Annotated in this window: 12 protein-coding genes; 7 read left to right on the plus strand and 5 right to left on the minus strand. The window is 74.1% G+C overall.

Annotation, left to right across the window (positions count from 1 at the left end):
• Positions 1–60: 60 nt before the first annotated feature.
• Together ACFU5G_RS23710 and ACFU5G_RS23715 are read right to left on the minus strand one after the other, a co-directional pair.
• Positions 61–1,446: an NtaA/DmoA family FMN-dependent monooxygenase gene (locus ACFU5G_RS23710; RefSeq protein ID WP_377250312.1), complete on the minus strand. Its 1,386-nt coding sequence runs from the start codon at positions 1,444–1,446 to the stop codon at positions 61–63.
• A gap of 10 nt (positions 1,447–1,456) precedes the next feature.
• Positions 1,457–2,623: an LLM class flavin-dependent oxidoreductase gene (locus ACFU5G_RS23715; protein WP_377250314.1), complete on the minus strand. Its 1,167-nt coding sequence runs from the start codon at positions 2,621–2,623 to the stop codon at positions 1,457–1,459.
• Positions 2,624–2,970: 347 nt separating this feature from the next.
• Between ACFU5G_RS23715 and ACFU5G_RS23720 the strand changes: the two genes are divergently transcribed.
• Both ACFU5G_RS23720 and ACFU5G_RS23725 read left to right on the plus strand, forming a co-directional pair.
• The gene (locus tag ACFU5G_RS23720) at positions 2,971–4,026 is read left to right on the plus strand and encodes an NADPH-dependent oxidoreductase (protein ID WP_377250317.1); all 1,056 of its coding nucleotides are present in this window, start codon (positions 2,971–2,973) and stop codon (positions 4,024–4,026) included.
• A 103-nt stretch (positions 4,027–4,129) separates the two neighbouring features.
• Positions 4,130–5,146: an aldo/keto reductase gene (locus ACFU5G_RS23725; RefSeq protein WP_377250320.1), complete on the plus strand. Its 1,017-nt coding sequence runs from the start codon at positions 4,130–4,132 to the stop codon at positions 5,144–5,146.
• A 178-nt stretch (positions 5,147–5,324) separates the two neighbouring features.
• Here ACFU5G_RS23725 and ACFU5G_RS23730 read toward each other — a convergent pair whose 3' ends face one another.
• From ACFU5G_RS23730 to ACFU5G_RS23740, 3 genes are all read right to left on the minus strand, one after another.
• The gene (locus ACFU5G_RS23730) at positions 5,325–5,888 is read right to left on the minus strand and encodes a flavin reductase family protein (protein WP_377250323.1); all 564 of its coding nucleotides are present in this window, start codon (positions 5,886–5,888) and stop codon (positions 5,325–5,327) included.
• Complete coding sequence (locus ACFU5G_RS23735; RefSeq protein WP_377250326.1) at positions 5,885–6,475, minus strand: NAD(P)H-dependent oxidoreductase; 591 nt, start codon at positions 6,473–6,475, stop codon at positions 5,885–5,887. Before ACFU5G_RS23735 ends, ACFU5G_RS23730 begins: the two co-directional genes overlap by 4 nt.
• A 142-nt stretch (positions 6,476–6,617) precedes the next feature.
• Positions 6,618–7,847: a PLP-dependent aminotransferase family protein gene (locus ACFU5G_RS23740; RefSeq protein ID WP_377250329.1), complete on the minus strand. Its 1,230-nt coding sequence runs from the start codon at positions 7,845–7,847 to the stop codon at positions 6,618–6,620.
• A gap of 178 nt (positions 7,848–8,025) precedes the next feature.
• Between ACFU5G_RS23740 and ACFU5G_RS23745 the strand changes: the two genes are divergently transcribed.
• The 5 genes from ACFU5G_RS23745 (at position 8,026) to ACFU5G_RS23765 (ending at position 14,852) form a co-directional block, all read left to right on the plus strand.
• Positions 8,026–9,471, plus strand: a complete 1,446-nt coding sequence (locus ACFU5G_RS23745; RefSeq protein WP_377250331.1) for an FAD-binding oxidoreductase — start codon at positions 8,026–8,028, stop codon at positions 9,469–9,471.
• 135 nt (positions 9,472–9,606) lie between these two features.
• Positions 9,607–11,298 (plus strand): ABC transporter substrate-binding protein, encoded by a 1,692-nt coding sequence (locus ACFU5G_RS23750; RefSeq protein WP_377250333.1) that lies wholly within the window; start codon positions 9,607–9,609, stop codon positions 11,296–11,298.
• Positions 11,299–11,331: 33 nt separating this feature from the next.
• Complete coding sequence (locus tag ACFU5G_RS23755) at positions 11,332–12,306, plus strand: ABC transporter permease (protein WP_377250335.1); 975 nt, start codon at positions 11,332–11,334, stop codon at positions 12,304–12,306.
• Positions 12,303–13,148, plus strand: coding sequence for an ABC transporter permease (locus ACFU5G_RS23760; protein ID WP_377250337.1), 846 nt, complete (start codon positions 12,303–12,305; stop codon positions 13,146–13,148). Before ACFU5G_RS23755 ends, ACFU5G_RS23760 begins: the two co-directional genes overlap by 4 nt.
• Positions 13,149–13,172: 24 nt before the next feature.
• Positions 13,173–14,852, plus strand: coding sequence for a dipeptide ABC transporter ATP-binding protein (locus tag ACFU5G_RS23765; protein ID WP_377250339.1), 1,680 nt, complete (start codon positions 13,173–13,175; stop codon positions 14,850–14,852).
• Positions 14,853–14,916 lie beyond the last annotated feature (64 nt).

The raw sequence follows: 14,916 nt of genomic DNA on the forward strand, positions 1-14,916 counted from the left end.
GTGTCAGACGTACAGGTCACCCGAGGGACCTGTACGTCTGACACGTACGGCGGCTCGGCGCTACGCCGCCCCGACCACCGCCGCCCGGCGCGTGAGCGGGGCGCGCAGGCCCAGGTGCTGGCGCAGCGTCGTCCCCGGGTACGACGTCGGGTACGCGCCCCGCTCCTGGAGCTCCGGGACCACCCGGTCGACGATGTCGTCCAGGCCCGACGGCACGATCCACGGGCTGATGTTGAACCCGTCGACGGCGCCCGTGCGCACCCACCTGATCAGGTCCTCGGCCACCGCGGCGGGCGTGCCCTGGAACCCGCGCTCGCTGCTGTTGCGCACCACGAGCTCGCGGATCGACAGGTGCTCGGCCTCGGCCAGCGCCCGCCACCGCGCCGCGATCTCGCGGGTCCGCGCCCCCGTGGTGGCCGACCCGCGCTCGCCGCCCAGCTCCTCGACGACCGGGTCGTGCGCGGGCAGCGGGCCGTCGGGGTCGTAGCCGGAGAGGTCCTCGCCCCAGATGTTGCCCACGATCGACAGCGCCGTGGCCGGGGTGACCTGGTTCCAGCGCACCCAGCGCGCCCGCTCCTCGGCGTCGGCGGGCGTGTCGCCCACGATGATGCCGGTGCCCGGGAAGATCTTGACGTCGTCCTCGGGGCGGCCCGCGGCCACGGTCCGGCGGCGGACGTCGGCGGCGAACTCCAGGGCATCGGCCAGCACGGCCCCGTGGCGGGAGAAGATGACGTCCGCGTTGGCGGCCGCGAAGTCCCGGCCCTGCGGGGAGTCCCCGGCCTGGAAGATGATCGGGTGCCCCTGCGGGCTGCGCGGCGTGGTGGGGTCGAGCTCGACGTCGAACAGGGCGCTGTGCTCCGAGACGTGGGCCACCGCCCCGCTGAACGCGTCGCTGCCGCCGGCGTCCGGGAACGCGTCCCAGATCTGCCGCGCGATGTCGAGCTGCCCCTGCGCCCGCTCGTAGCGCAGGGCGTGGTCGAGGTAGCCGCCGCGGCGGAAGTTGGCCCCGGTCCAGGCGTTGTCCGTGGTCACGACGTTCCACGCCGCCCGGCCGCCGGACAGCACGTCGAGGCTCTGCAGGCGCCGGGCCAGGTCGGCCGGGTCGTTGTACGTGGTGTTCTGGGTGGCGACGAGGCCGATGTGCGTCGTGATCGCGGCCAGCGCGGCGAGCTGCGTGATCGCGTCCGGGCGGCCCACCACGTCGAGGTCGTGCAGGGCGCCGCGCGACTCGCGCAGCCGCAGGCCCTCGCCGAGGAAGAAGGCGTCGAACAGCCCGCGCTCGGCCGTCCGGATCACGCGCTCGAACGTCGCGAAGTCGGTCTGCGAGCCCGATTCCGGGTCGGACCAGATGGTGGTGTGGTTGACGCCCTGGAAGAAGACGCCGAAGTGCACCTGGGCGTCGGGGCGGGTGATCGGGTGGCCGGGATCGGCGGCGGGACGGGTCATGACGGTCTCCTCAGGCGCTCGGCGCGTCGGCCAGGACGCGCGTCTCGTAGCGGTTGGCGGGGCGCGGCAGCCCGAGGGACTCGCGCAGCGTGGCCCCCGGGCGCGGCGCCGCGACGAGCCGGGCGGCGCGCAGGGCGGGCAGCACGTCGCGGGCGAGCACCGGCAGGTCGACGTCGAGCACCGCGGGCAGCAGCCGCACACCGTCCACCGGCCGCCGCCCGTCGGGGCCCGGCGTGGCGAGCTCGGTGAGCAGGGCGACCAGCCCGGCGGCGTCGCCCGCGTAGCGCAGAGCGCGGGTCTCCCACGGCGAGCGGACGCCGGCGGGCGTGCTGGCGTCCAGCACCGCGAGCCGGTCCGCCCCGGTGCGTCCGCCGGCGTCGAGCACCACCTCGAGGTCGACGCCGGCCAGCGGCGAGTGCTCGCGTGCGGCCCCCGCGTTGCCGCGGGCCGCGCCCACGCCGGCGCCGCCGACGAGCGTCACGTCCACGAGCGGCTCGGCGCCGTCGAGCAGGGGCGGCACGTCGCCGTCGGCCGCCAGCACCACGAGCTGGCCCTGGGGCGGCCGGGGCGTGATGAGCGGACCCTTCACGGAGAAGGTCTCGCCCACGAAGTCCACGTGGTGCACCCGGTCGCGGTCGATGTACCGGCCGGTGGGGACGTCGCGGATCACGGCATCGTCCTCCCACGAGTCCCAGAGATCACGGACCACCTGGACGACGTCGCGCGCTTCGCGCGACACGTCGCCGACAACGGTGCGGCCGTAGGCGTCGGCCGTCGCTGCGTCGCGCGTGACCGCGGCGAGCCAGCCGGCGCGCCCGGCCGCCGCGATGTCCAGCGACGCGAGCTGCGCCGCGACGTGGAAGGGCTCCGGGTACGTGGTCGGCACCTGCGGCACCAGGCCGATCGCCGTCGTCGTGCGGGACACGAACGCCGCGCGCGTGACGGACTCCAGCCGGGCCGACGCCGGCGAGCCCACGACGACCGGGAGCAGGGCGTCCGTGAAGGAGACGAAGGTGAGGCCGGCGTACTCGGCCTGCCGGACCGTGCGCGCCAGCCGGGTGCCGGACACGAGGTCGGCGCCGGCCAGACGCGCGACGACGGCGGCCGCCGGGTGCGCGCCCGCGCCGTCGGCGTCGAGCCCGACGAAGAAGGGCGAAGGGGACTGTGATGAGGGCAAAAGGATCCTCCGGATGTCGTCGCGGCGCGCTCCCGCGGACCTGTCGCGGACGCCGACCGCGCGCAACATAGCCCCGCCCCCGCCGGGCGCAATGCCCCTGCCGGATCGTCTCGCCATCCGGTCGCCCCCTTGAGGCGCTACGGGTATGGCGTCGGACGGGAAAAAATCCGACGAGTCAACCAATCCGGCAAAGAGTCCATATATTGGGCGAGAAGCCTCCGTAGCCCTGTGACCAGGCGCGACAGCGGCGCACGGCCCCTGTCCGTAACGTGAGACGGCAAAGAGGGGCATTGACGAAGGGCTCGCAACGTGAGTGTCTGGCCTTCCGTCCACCCCACGGAGCACTCATGACAGCCATCGACGCCTTTCTGGTCACCACCCCGACCGAGACAGCTCCCGCACCGTCGGCCCGCAGGCCGGCCAGGATCACCCGATCACCGCGGGCGCACCAGCCCGGTACCCCGCCCGAGATCGCGCGCGACGAAGCGCACGACTCCTCGCGCGACCTCTCCCAGCACCCCGAGTCACCCGAGCACGCCGGCCGGCTCGCCGCCGCGCGCGCCCAGGTGGCCGCCCGCTACGGCGTGACCCCGCGACGAGCCGACACCGCAGCGCCGCAGGTGTCCGCCACCGTCGCCGCCGCTGCCGACCTCCCGCGGTCCGTGCTGGACGTCCAGCTCGCGCACCGCTCGGTCCGGCGGTTCCTGCCCGGACCGCTCGCACCGTCCGTCCTGCCCACCCTCGTGGCCGCCGCGCAGTCCGCTCCGACCACGTCGAACCTCCAGCTCTGGAGCGTCGTCGCGGTCACCGACCCGGCACGCCTCGCGCGCGTCGCGGAGCTGTCAGGGGAGCAGGAGCACGTCCGCGACGCACCGCTCCTGCTGGTCTGGATCGCCGACGTCGCCCGCGTGCGTGCCCTCGCCGAGCGGCAGAACACGGCCGTGCACGCGACCGGATACCTGGAGACCACGGTCACCGCGTACCTCGACGCGGCCCTCGCGGCGCAGAACGCCGTGGTCGCCGCCGAGTCGCTCGGACTGGGCACCGTCTACCTCGGCGGGGTCCGCGACCGGCCCGAGGCGCTCGCGGCCGAGCTGCGGCTGCCGCGGGGCACCGCGCCGGTGATGGGCCTCGTCGTCGGGCGTCCCGACCCGGCCTCCCCGGGACGGGTCAAACCACGGCTGCCGCAGGCCGTGGTGCTGCACCACGAGTCCTACGACACGGCGCGGCAGCTCCGGCCGCTCGCGGCCTACGACAAGCGCATGACCGACTTCTACCGGGAGGAGGGCATGGACGGCGGCTGGATCGGGCGCACGCTGGCCCGGCTGCGCGGGCCCGGGTCGCTGCGCGGGCGGGAACGGCTGCGCTCGGCCCTGGCCACGCTGGGGCTACCGTCCTGGTGACCTCGTGGTCGTCCCGGGCCTCGTCCCGGCTCCCGTCGTCTCGGCATCCGAGAGCCGGACGCCGCTCCTTGCCGACGGCGGGCCAGGGTGGTCGGCTGCGCGCATGACCACAGCCAGCAGTCTCACCCCGCCCGCCGTCCGCACGCTGGGTTCCGGCGCGCATGCCCTGACCGTCTCCGCCGTCGGGTTCGGCGGCATGTCCGTCGCCGACTCGTACGGCCCCGCCGACGCCGCCGAGGCCGAGGCGGTGCTGCTGCGCGCGCTCGACCTCGGCGTCACCCTGATTGACACCGCGGACGTCTACGGCCACGGTCGCAACGAGGAGCTGATCGGCCGGGTGCTCGGCCCGCGGCGCGACGAGATCGTGCTGGCGAGCAAGCTCGGCCTGCCCCCGGCCGGCGGGCACCCCGACGGCCGGCCCGTCGACGGGCGCCCCGAGTACGTGCGCCGGGCGATCGACCGGTCGCTGAGCCGCCTGGGCACCGACCACCTCGACCTCTACTACCTGCACCGGGTGGACCCGCAGGTGCCGGTCGAGGAAACTGTCGGGGCGCTCGGCGAGCTGGTCACGGCGGGCAAGGTACGCGCGATCGGGCTGTCCGAGGCCGGCGCCGAGACCGTGCGCCGGGCCCACGCCGTGCACCCGGTCACGGCGGTGCAGAGCGAGTACTCCCTGTGGACCCGCGACCCCGAGGACGCCGTGCTGCCCGCCCTGCGCGAGCTCGGCATCGGCTTCGTGCCGTTCTCCCCGCTCGGTCGCGGCATCCTCACGGGCACGGTCGACTCGACCGACACCCTCGCCGCCGACGACGTGCGCCGCAGCCACGCCCGCTACGCCGGCGAGGCGTTCGAGCACAACCGCGCGCTGGTCCGTGCCCTCGAGACCCTGGCCGCAGAGCGGGGCGTGACCACCGCGCAGCTCGCGCTGGCGTGGCTGCTCGCGCAGGGTGACGACGTCGTCCCGATCCCCGGGACCAAGCGGCTGCGGTACCTGGAGCAGAACGTCGCGGCGGCGTCGCTGGTGCTGACGGCCGACGAGGTCGCGGCGATCGGCGCCGTCATCCCGCGCGACGCCGTCCAGGGCGTGCGCCACCCGCGCCCGGACCTCCTGGAGGCGTGAGCCCGCTGGGTTCTGGGCGGGGCGGTCTACCCAGCGATTACGCCGGTATAGACGCCGATTCCGGGCCCAATGACTGGGTAGACCCCACACCGCGCGTACCCAGCGAATAGGCCCGGATCTCGCCCAGGTCCGGGCCTAATCGCTGGGTACGCGGCGGGGCCGACGCCGCCGCGGATCCTCAGATCGCCGTGTCGTCGCCGATGCGGTGGTACGCGCGGTTCTTGTAGACCAGCGGGGAGGCGGCGGGGTCGCGCTTGCCCTCGGTCAGGCTGGACGCCAGGGCGCGCAGGGAGACGAGGTAGCTGTCGCCGATCGGCGTGCGCTGCACCACCCGCGCCCGGAACCACGACACGGCGCCGTCGATGACGGGTTCTCCGGTGGGCAGGGGTGACCAGCCGCCGTCGGCGAAGCGGTCGATGCCGCTGGTGGCGAAGCGGGCGGAGATGTGGTCCTGGTGGTCGGCGAGGAAGCTGACAGCGAGGGTGCTGGCCTCGGAGATGGCGGGCCAGGACGAGGAGGTCGAGGCGAGGGAGAAGGCGAGCAGCGGGGGTGCCGCGGAGACGGAGATGACGGAGGTGGCGGTGAAGCCGACGGGCCGGTCCTCGTGCAGGAGGGCGACGACGGCGACGCCGGCGGGGTGGTTGCGGAAGACGGTCTTGAACTCGTCGGGGCTGAGCTGGGGTTCGTCCTGCTGGGCCAAGAGCTCCTCCAGGGCGGACAGGTCGATGTTCTCGGCGGTCATCGCACGACCTCCTCGACACCGGCAGCGACACCGACACCGACGAGGACGGGGCTCGTGGCCCGCCGCAGCGCCTCACCTGCCCGGTCCAGCCAGGCCCCGATCACACCGTCCAGGTCGGCGAGCTGGCCCTCGGTGACGGTCAGCGAGCGGGCCGGCACCACGGCCCCGAGCTCCACGAGCACGGGCCGCAGGTGCACCTCGCCCGCCAGCGCGTGCCCCGGGTTGCCGGAGACCACGAGCGGCACGGCGACGACGCCGGCGAGGCCGTCGTTGCCGTACAGGTCCAGGAAGGACTTGAGCAGGCCGGTGTAGGCCGCCTTGTAGACGGGGGTGGCGATCACGGCCACGGTGGCGCCGGCGAGGCGCTCCTTCGCGGCGTCGGCCGCGGGGTGCTCGGGGGCGAGGATCTCCGCGGCGAACGTGGCCAGGTCGATCGTGGCGACGTCGTCGATGCCCAGGTGCGCGGCGATCCGGTGCGCGGCGGCCTCGGCGGCGCCCAGGGTGCGCGACCCGGGCCGCGGGTTGCCGGAGACGACCACGACGGTGGGTGCGGACTCGGTGGTGGTCGGTGCGTTCGGTGAGGTCATGTGAGGGCTCCTCGCAACAGGTTGAGCTGGGTGGTCGCGCGGTGGGCGGTTGACCGTGAGGGAGGTATAGGCGGCGAATCGGAGGATGACCAGGGCAAGACCCGGACTTCTCACTATCCGGACCCGTTCGTGGGCACCGGCGTCAGCCGAAGGCGCGCGCCAGCCGCTCGACGGCGGTGCGCAGCTCGTCGTCCGTGCGGTCGCCGTACGCCAGGCGCAGGCGGCGCGCGGAGTCCGTGCCGGGTCCCGTCACGAAGAACTCGCCCTGCTGGTAGTCGATTCCCTCGGCGCTCGCGCGGGCGTGCAGCGCGGCGGCGTCCACGGCGTCGTCGGTAAGGCGCGGCCAGAGGAAGAACCCGCCCTCCGGCACGGTCGCCTCCAGCCGGCCGGGGAGCTGGTTCTCCAGCTCGGTGACCAGCAGCTCCGCGCGGTGCCGGTACAGCTCGCGGGCCGCGGCGAGCGTGGTGTCGAACCAGCCGGGGCGGCTGACCAGCAGGTGCTCCACGAGGGTCTGCACGAACGTCGAGGAGTGCGAGTCCTGGCGGTTGCGCAGCCGCAGGAACGGATCGACGAGGTGGTCGGGCAGCACCAGCCAGCCCAGGCGCAGGCCCGGGCCGAGCGTCTTGGTGAACGTGTTGACGTGCACCACGTGCTCGGAGTCGAAGAACACGCGCCGGCCCTGGTCGGTGCCCGCGAAGCGCAGCTCCCGGTACGGGTCGTCCGCGATGACCACGAACCCGTACCGCTCGGCCAGCTCGACGAGCGCGGCCCGCTTGGCCGCCGACAGCGTGCCCTGCGACGGGTTGTGGAAGTCCGGCACGGTGTAGACGGCGGCGATCCGCTCGCCCTCGGCCAGGCGCCGGGCCAGGTGCTCGACATCGAGCCCGTCCGCCTCGACCGGCACCGGCAGGGTCTCGGCCCCGACGAGCTCCAGGGTGCGCAGGAACAGGGGGTAGGCCGGGTTGTCGACGGCGACCCGGCCGCCGCGCTCGACCAGCGCCTGCACCGTCAGCGACAGGCCGTGCATGCCGCCGTTGGTGACCAGGATGCGGCGCGGGTCCACACCCTCGCGCTCGGCGATCCAGCCGCGCAGCCCCTCGAAGCCGTGCGACCCGGAGTACTGCAGGGCCGCGGCGGCGCCACCGGCGTCCCAGACCTCGCCGAGCGACTCGCGCAGCTCCGTCAGTGGCAGCGCAGACGGGTCGGGGATGCCGCCGAGCAGGCGGATCGCGTCCGGCCGCGGCGACAGCAGGCTCTGGTCGCCGAAGCCCTTCGGGACCGTCAGGCCCCGCGCCAGCGCGGACGGGACGAGGTCGACCGGGGTGGGGACCGGCGCGTGGGCGGCCGGCACGGTCGGGTCGGTGAGCGTCATGTCGTCTCCTCGGGGTTCGGTGGCTCGGCGCGTAGGTATAAGCCATGCCCGGCCCGACGCCGCCCGGTTTCGCCGAAGTTCTCAGTCCCTGGACGCGGCGATGGCGTGGACCGCTCAGGATCCGAGACAGCGGGGCGAATCGTTGACTCCCGGGGGGAGCGGCTCGTAGAACCGCGACATGTCGACCACCACGCCGCCCGCCGCCGCGCCCGAAGCCTCCGAGGCCCCCGAAGCAACCACGTCCCCGCTCCTCACCGCCCTGCGCGCCCACCTCGCGGCGCCCGACGTGCTCACCGCCCCCGACGCCGTCGAGCCCTACCGCTCCGACGTCACCGGCCTGCGCGACACCCGGCCCCCGGCCGTCGTCGTCGTGCCGCGCACGGTCGAGCAGGTCCAGGCGGTCGCCCGGGCGGCGTCCGCGCACGGCGTGCCGCTCGTGGTGCGCGGTGCGGGCACGGGGCTGGCGGGCGGGGCGGCGGCGCCGGCCGGCGGCATCGTGCTGTCCACCGAGGGCCTGGCGGGCATCCGGATCGACGCGGACGACCACGTCGCCGTCGTCGGCCCCGGAGCGATCACGGACCACGTCGACCTCGCCGCGCGCGAGCACGGGCTGATGTACGCCCCGGACCCGGCGTCGTCCCAGATCTCGACGATCGGCGGCAACATCGCGACCAACGCGGGCGGGCTGCGCTGCGTCAAGTACGGCGTGACCCGCGAGTCCGTGCTGGCGCTGGACGTGGTGCTCGCCGACGGCACCCTGCTGCGCACGGGGCACCGCAGCGTCAAGGGCGTGGTCGGGTACGACCTGGTGAGCCTGATCGTGGGCAGCGAGGGCACGCTCGGCATCGTCGTCGGCGCGACGCTGCGGCTCCTGCCGGCCCCGACCTCCGTGCGCACCCTCGTCGCCTCGGTGCCCACCCTGCCCGACGCCGGCCGCGCCGTCGGCGTCGTGACCGGCTCCGGCGTGCGGCCCTCCACGGTCGAGCTGCTGAACGCCGCGACCCTGGAGAACATCGACGCCCACAGCGGCACCGACCTCGTGGACCGGCACGGCGGCGGGCTGGTGCTCGTCCGCACGGACGGGCCGGGCGCCGACGCCGAGATCACGCTGCTCGCGCAGGCGCTGTCGGCCGCGGGACTGGAGGCCCAGGTGCTCGACGACGCCGAGGGCGAGCGGTACTACGAGCTGCGCCGCACGGGCCGCGGCCACCGCACCGATCTGTGGTCGGTCGGCGAGGACGTGGCGGTGCCGCGCTCGGCACTGGTGCCCGTGCTGGAGGCGATCGAGGAGATCGGGCGGCGGTTCGACGTCGACGTGACCGCCGTCGCGCACGCCGGGGACGGCAACCTGCATCCGGGGCTCAGTGTGCCGAAGCAGCCCGGCCAGACCGCCCCGCCCGCCCGGCTGCACGAGGCGGCGGACGCGCTGGTCCGCGCCGCGCTCGCGCACGGCGGCACCCTCAGCGGGGAGCACGGCGTCGGCATCGCCAAGCGGCGCTGGCTCGCCGACGAGCTCGGCGCCGAGCAGATCGCCCTGCAGCGCGCGATCAAGGCCGTCCTCGACCCGGCGGGCATCCTCGCGCCGGGCGGCTTCCTGGCCGACGACGAGGCCGCCGCGCACTGATCCGTTTCCCGGGGCAAATGTGTCTCATTTTTGTGTCTCATGATGTGAGAAGTCCGGCATGACCCATGGACGTGCGGCCCCCGGTCGCTACCGTCCGCGCCAGTTGCCAGACCCCCGCACCTGAAGGAGACCCCGATGAGCACCACGTCTTCCGGCCGCCCGGCAGGCCGCCCGCGTTCGCGCCGGGCCGCCACGGCAGCCCGGGCCGTCCAGGCCGCCGTCGGCGCCCTCGCCGCCGTCACGCTCGCGGCGGGCTGCGCCGCCGGCAGCCCGGCCGCCGCGGGCGGGGGCACCGGCGAGCCGCAGGACGGCGGCGACATCGTCTTCCTCATCGACTCGCTCGGCGACACCTGGATCCCCAACAACAGCTCGATCTCCAGCTTCCAGGGGCACATCTGGGGCCACGTCACCGACAAGCTCGTCTACGTGGACGCCGAGGGCGAGGTGACCCCCTGGGTCGCCGAGAGCTGGGAGCAGAACGACGACGCCACCCAGTTCACGCTGCACCTCAAGGACGGCGTGACGTTCTCGGACGGCAGCCCCGTCGACGCCGAGGCCGTCGTGGCGAACCTCGACACCTGGGCGTTCGGCGCGCCCGACGCCGGGATCAACCCGGTCGGCCTGTTCCCCAAGACGTACGACCACGCCGAGGCCGTCGACGAGAGGACCGTCGAGGTGCACTTCGACGCCCCGACCCTCGGGTTCGTGCCCACGCTCGGCTACCACGGCTCGATCCTGATCTCCCCGGAGACGCTCGCCCTGCCCGCCGAGGAGCAGGCCGACCTGTCCAACGACATCGGCTCCGGCCCGTTCGTCGTCGAGTCCTGGAAGGAGGGCGACAGCGTCGTCCTGACCAAGCGCGAGGACTACGACTGGGGCCCCGAGGCCGTGGGCCACACCGGCCCCGCCTACCTCGACACGATCACGTACAAGCTCGTGGCCGAGTCCTCGACCCGCACCGGCGCGGTCCAGTCCGGCCAGGCCGACGTCGCCTACAACGCCACCCCGCAGGAGCTCGACTCCTTCAAGGACCAGGGCTTCACGGTCGACGTGCCGCGCTACCTCGGCTTCGTCAACGGGTACCGGCTCAACACCCAGGTCGCGCCGTTCGACGACACGGCGGTGCGCCAGGCGTTCCAGCACGGCATCGACCGCGACGAGATCCTCTCGACCGTCTACACCGACGACTGGTCGGCTGCCGAGACGCTCATCCAGAGCAACGTGCCCGAGGCGACCGACCACTCCGACGCGTTCGCCTACGACCCCGAGCTCGCCGCGTCCCTGCTCGACGACGCCGGCTGGGAGCAGGGTGCCGACGGCGTCCGCACCAAGGACGGCGAGCCGCTGGCCCTCACGCTCTACCCCAACCCGTACCTCGCCACGTCCAAGGCCATCGACGAGCTCGTGGCCCAGCAGCTCGGCGAGCTCGGCTTCGCCGTCGACATCCAGGCGTACGACGTCGTCACCTTCGGCGAGCGCGTCTCCGGCAACGCGTCGCTGTCCAACTACGAGGTCACGCGCAGCTTCATCGACGTCGGCACGGTCGCGAGCATCCTGACCGACGCCGAGAACGGCGAGGACTGGTTCGGCCTGGGCCAGAGCGACCCGCGGACCAACGAGCTGCGCGACGCCGTCGCGCAGGCCACCGACCTCGACGACCGCGCCGAGGTGGTCGACGAGCTGCAGGCGCACCTCCTGGAGCAGGCCTACTTCGCGCCGGTCACCCAGATCGTCCAGCGCATCTACGTGAGCAACCCGAAGCTCCACGACATCACGTACAACGGCGTCGCCTACGCCAGCTACTACACGGCCTGGCTCGAGGACTGACGTGGCCCGGGGACTGACGGAGGGAGGCACACCATGAGCACGGGCTACCTGAGGTTCGCCGGACGGCGCCTGCTCCAGGCCGCCGTGGTGGTGCTGCTGGCGTACGTGTTCACGTTCGTGGTGATCAGCGTGCTGCCGGGCGACCCGGTGACCAACACCCTGCGCAACCCGGAGAACGGCTTCACGGAAGAGGAGATCGCCCGGATCGTCGCCTACTACGGCCTCGACCAGCCCGTGGCGGTCCAGCTGTGGCAGTCCCTGACGCACTTCCTCGTCGGTGACCTGGGCGTCTCCCTGCGGTCCAACCTCCCGGTGTCCCGCCTGGTCGCCGAGGTGGTGCCGTCCACGCTGGCGCTCGCGGCGTCCGCGCTGGCGGTGGCGCTGGTGCTGGCGTTCGCCATCGCGTACGGCACCCAGAACCTGCCGCGGCGGTACGGGCAGGGCGTGCTGCGGGCCTTCCCGTCGCTGTTCCTGTCCGTGCCGGCCTTCGTGGTGGGCCTGCTGCTCATCCAGGTCTTCGCCTTCCAGCTCGGGCTGTTCCGGGTGATCGAGCCCGACAGCGCGTGGGCCACGTTCTTCGCCGCCGTCGCGCTCGGCATCCCGGTCTCCGCCCAGGTGGCCGAGGTGCTGATCACCGGGCTCGACCACGAGTCCCGGCAGGAGTACGCGGCCGCCGCCCGGTCCCGCGGGCTCGGGCAGACGCGCCTGTTCGCCCGGCACCTGCTCAAGCCGTCGTCCCTGCCCGTGGTGACCGTGGTCGCCCTGACCGTGGGCGAGCTGCTCGGCGGCGCGCTCATCATCGAGACCATCTTCGGCCGCACCGGGGTCGGCAGCCTCGTGCAGCGGTCGGTCTCCACGCAGGACCTGCCCGTGCTGCAGGCGGTGGTCTCGCTGGCCGCGGTCGTGTTCGTCGTGGTCAACCTGATCGCGGACCTCGTCTACCCGCTGCTCGACCCGCGCGTGCGGCTGGAGCAGCCCCGACCGGAGAGGCAGGTGAGCGTCGCATGACCGCCACCACAGTCGTCGGCTCGTGGCGGACGGCGTCCGTCCGGACCTGGTCCGGCGCCGTCCCGCCCACCGTGCTGCTCTCGTTCGCGGTGCTCCTGGTGGTGCTGGCCTGGTCGCTCCTGCCGGGGGTGTTCGCGAGCCAGGACCCGGTCAACGGCGTGCCCGCCGACAAGCTGCTCGGCCCGAGCGCCGCGCACTGGTTCGGCACGGACCACCTGGGCCGCGACCTCTACGCCCGGGTCGTGCACGGCACGGCCTCGTCGGTCACCAGCGCGCTCGTCGCCGTGACGATCGGCGTCGTCGTCGGGGGAGCGATCGGCCTGGTCGCCGGGTCCGCCGGCGGCTGGGCCGACACGGTCCTGGCCCGCGTCGTCGACGTGCTGCTCGCCATCCCGAGCTTCCTGCTCGCCGTGGTCATCGTCAGCTCGCTCGGCTTCGAGACCGTCAACGCGGCCATCGCCACCGGTGTCTCCGCCGTCGCCGTGTTCGCCCGCGTCATGCGGGCCGAGGTGATCAAGACGCGGCGCGCCGTGTTCGTCGAGGCGTCCGTGCTGCAGGGCGGCTCGCGCACGCACGTCCTGCTGCGGCACGTGCTGCCCAACGCGTCGCGCTCGCTGCTGGCGCTCGCGGTGCTCCAGTTCGGCCTGTCCGTGCTCGTGATCGCGGGCCTCGCCTTCCTGGGCTACGGTGACCCGCCGCCCGCGTCCGACTGGGGCCTGCTCGTCTCCTCCGGCAAGGACTACCCGACGGCGCCGTGGCTCGTGACCGCGCCCGCGCTCGTCGTCGTCGCGACCGTGCTGTCCGTCAACCGGATCAGCCGCTGGCTGCGCCGCACCGCCTGACCCACTACCTCAGGGAGCACCGCCATGACCGTGACCGCCACCGCGCCGGCGGGCCTCGCCGCACCCGCCTCGTCCGACCTGCTGCGCGTCGAGGGGCTGTCGGTCGCCTACGGCCGCACGCAGGTCGTCTCGGACGTGTCGTTCGCGATCCCGCGGGGCGGGAGTCTCGCCCTCATCGGCGAGTCCGGCTCCGGCAAGTCCACGATCGCCCGGTCCGTGCTGCGCCTGCTGCCCGACGGCGGCGCGGCCCGCGGGCGGGTCGAGCTCGAGGGGCGCGACGTCCTCGAGCTGCCCGAGCGCCGGTTCCGCCCGCTGCGCGGCCGCTCCCTCGGGTTCGTGCCCCAGGACCCGGGCAGCGCGCTCAACGCGGTGCGCACGATCGGCGCGCAGGCGCACGAGGCCGCGGCGCTGACGGGGGAGCGCGACGCCGGCACCCGCCGCCGGCTGATCCTCGACACCTTCGCGCAGGTAGGCCTCGACGACCCGGAGCGCGTCTACGGCTCATACCCGCACCAGCTCTCGGGCGGCATGCTGCAGCGCGTGCTCATCGGGCTCGCGGTGCTGCCGCGGCCCGCGCTGCTGGTCGCGGACGAGCCGACGTCCGCCCTCGACGCGACCATCCAGAAGCGCATCCTCGACCTGCTCTCCGAGCTGCGTTCCGACCTCGGCATCGGCCTCCTGCTCATCACGCACGACCTCGCGATCGCCGCCGAGCGCGCCGACTCGCTCGTCGTCCTGCGCGACGGCGTGGTCCAGGAGTCGGGGCCGACGACGGAGGTGTTCGCCGCGCCCCGGTCCGACTACGCACGAGAGCTGCAGGCCGACGTGCCCGCGCTCAACCCGGACCGCTACCGCGCGCTGCGGGAGACCCGGGGCGGCGCTCCCGCCGAGGTGCCGGGTGCGGCCGGGGAGCCGGACCCGGCCGGAGCCGCGCCGAGGGTCGAGCTGCGCGGCGTGACCAGGACGTTCGCCGTCGACGGCCGCCGGCTCACGGCGCTCGACGACGTCTCCTTCTCCGTACCGCGCGGCACCACGCACGCCCTGGTGGGGGAGTCTGGCTCGGGCAAGACGACGGCCGTGCGCCTCCTGCTCGGCCTCGACCGCCCTGACGCCGGGGAGATCCTCGTCGACGGCGAGGCCGTGCACGGCCGCTCGGCCGCGGGACTCCGGGCCGTGCGGCGGCACCTGCAGCTGGTCTACCAGAACCCGTTCACCTCGCTCGACCCGACGTGGCGCGTGGAGCGTTTGGTGCGTGAGCCGCTCGACCGGTTCGGCGTCGGCGACCGCGCCGAGCGCACCGGCCGCGTGCGGGAGGCGCTCGACGCCGTCGGGCTGGCCCAGGGGCTGCTGTCGCGGCGGCCCGGCGCGCTGTCCGGCGGGCAGCGACAGCGCGTGGCGATCGCCCGTGCCCTCGTGCTGCGCCCGGACGTGCTGGTGCTCGACGAGCCGACGTCGGCCCTGGACGTGTCCGTCCAGGCCGACATCGTTGAGGTGCTCGTGCGCCTGCAGGCCGAGCTGGGCCTGACCTACGTCTTCGTGTCGCACGACCTGGCGCTCGTGCGCCAGCTCGCCGACACGGTCTCGGTGCTGCACCGCGGCCGGGTCGTGGAGGCGGGCGAGGTCGAGCAGATCTTCGCCTCCCCGTCCGAGGAGTACACGACCCGGCTGCTGGACTCGATCCCGACGCCGGCGGCCGGCCGCTGACCCGCGGCCGATCCGCGGCTGATCGGGGCGGTCGGCAGAAGGTCAGGTGGTCGGCAGCCCGGGC

It is taken from the genome of Promicromonospora sp. NPDC057488, from assembly GCF_042802395.1.
Lineage (GTDB): Bacteria > Actinomycetota > Actinomycetes > Actinomycetales > Cellulomonadaceae > Promicromonospora.

What these genes read in the sequence shown, in the direction of transcription:
- ACFU5G_RS23725 (WP_377250320.1), top strand. Translation starts at nt 4,130, where the DNA reads ATGACCACAGCCAGCAGTCTCACCCCGCCCGCCGTCCGCACGCTGGGT.
- ACFU5G_RS23730 (WP_377250323.1), bottom strand. Translation starts at nt 5,888, where the DNA reads ATGACCGCCGAGAACATCGACCTGTCCGCCCTGGAGGAGCTCTTGGCC.
- ACFU5G_RS23740 (WP_377250329.1), bottom strand. Translation starts at nt 7,847, where the DNA reads ATGACGCTCACCGACCCGACCGTGCCGGCCGCCCACGCGCCGGTCCCC.
- ACFU5G_RS23735 (WP_377250326.1), bottom strand. Translation starts at nt 6,475, where the DNA reads ATGACCTCACCGAACGCACCGACCACCACCGAGTCCGCACCCACCGTC.
- ACFU5G_RS23745 (WP_377250331.1), top strand. Translation starts at nt 8,026, where the DNA reads ATGTCGACCACCACGCCGCCCGCCGCCGCGCCCGAAGCCTCCGAGGCC.
- ACFU5G_RS23755 (WP_377250335.1), top strand. Translation starts at nt 11,332, where the DNA reads ATGAGCACGGGCTACCTGAGGTTCGCCGGACGGCGCCTGCTCCAGGCC.
- ACFU5G_RS23720 (WP_377250317.1), top strand. Translation starts at nt 2,971, where the DNA reads ATGACAGCCATCGACGCCTTTCTGGTCACCACCCCGACCGAGACAGCT.
- ACFU5G_RS23765 (WP_377250339.1), top strand. Translation starts at nt 13,173, where the DNA reads ATGACCGTGACCGCCACCGCGCCGGCGGGCCTCGCCGCACCCGCCTCG.
- ACFU5G_RS23710 (WP_377250312.1), bottom strand. Translation starts at nt 1,446, where the DNA reads ATGACCCGTCCCGCCGCCGATCCCGGCCACCCGATCACCCGCCCCGAC.
- ACFU5G_RS23750 (WP_377250333.1), top strand. Translation starts at nt 9,607, where the DNA reads ATGAGCACCACGTCTTCCGGCCGCCCGGCAGGCCGCCCGCGTTCGCGC.
- ACFU5G_RS23760 (WP_377250337.1), top strand. Translation starts at nt 12,303, where the DNA reads ATGACCGCCACCACAGTCGTCGGCTCGTGGCGGACGGCGTCCGTCCGG.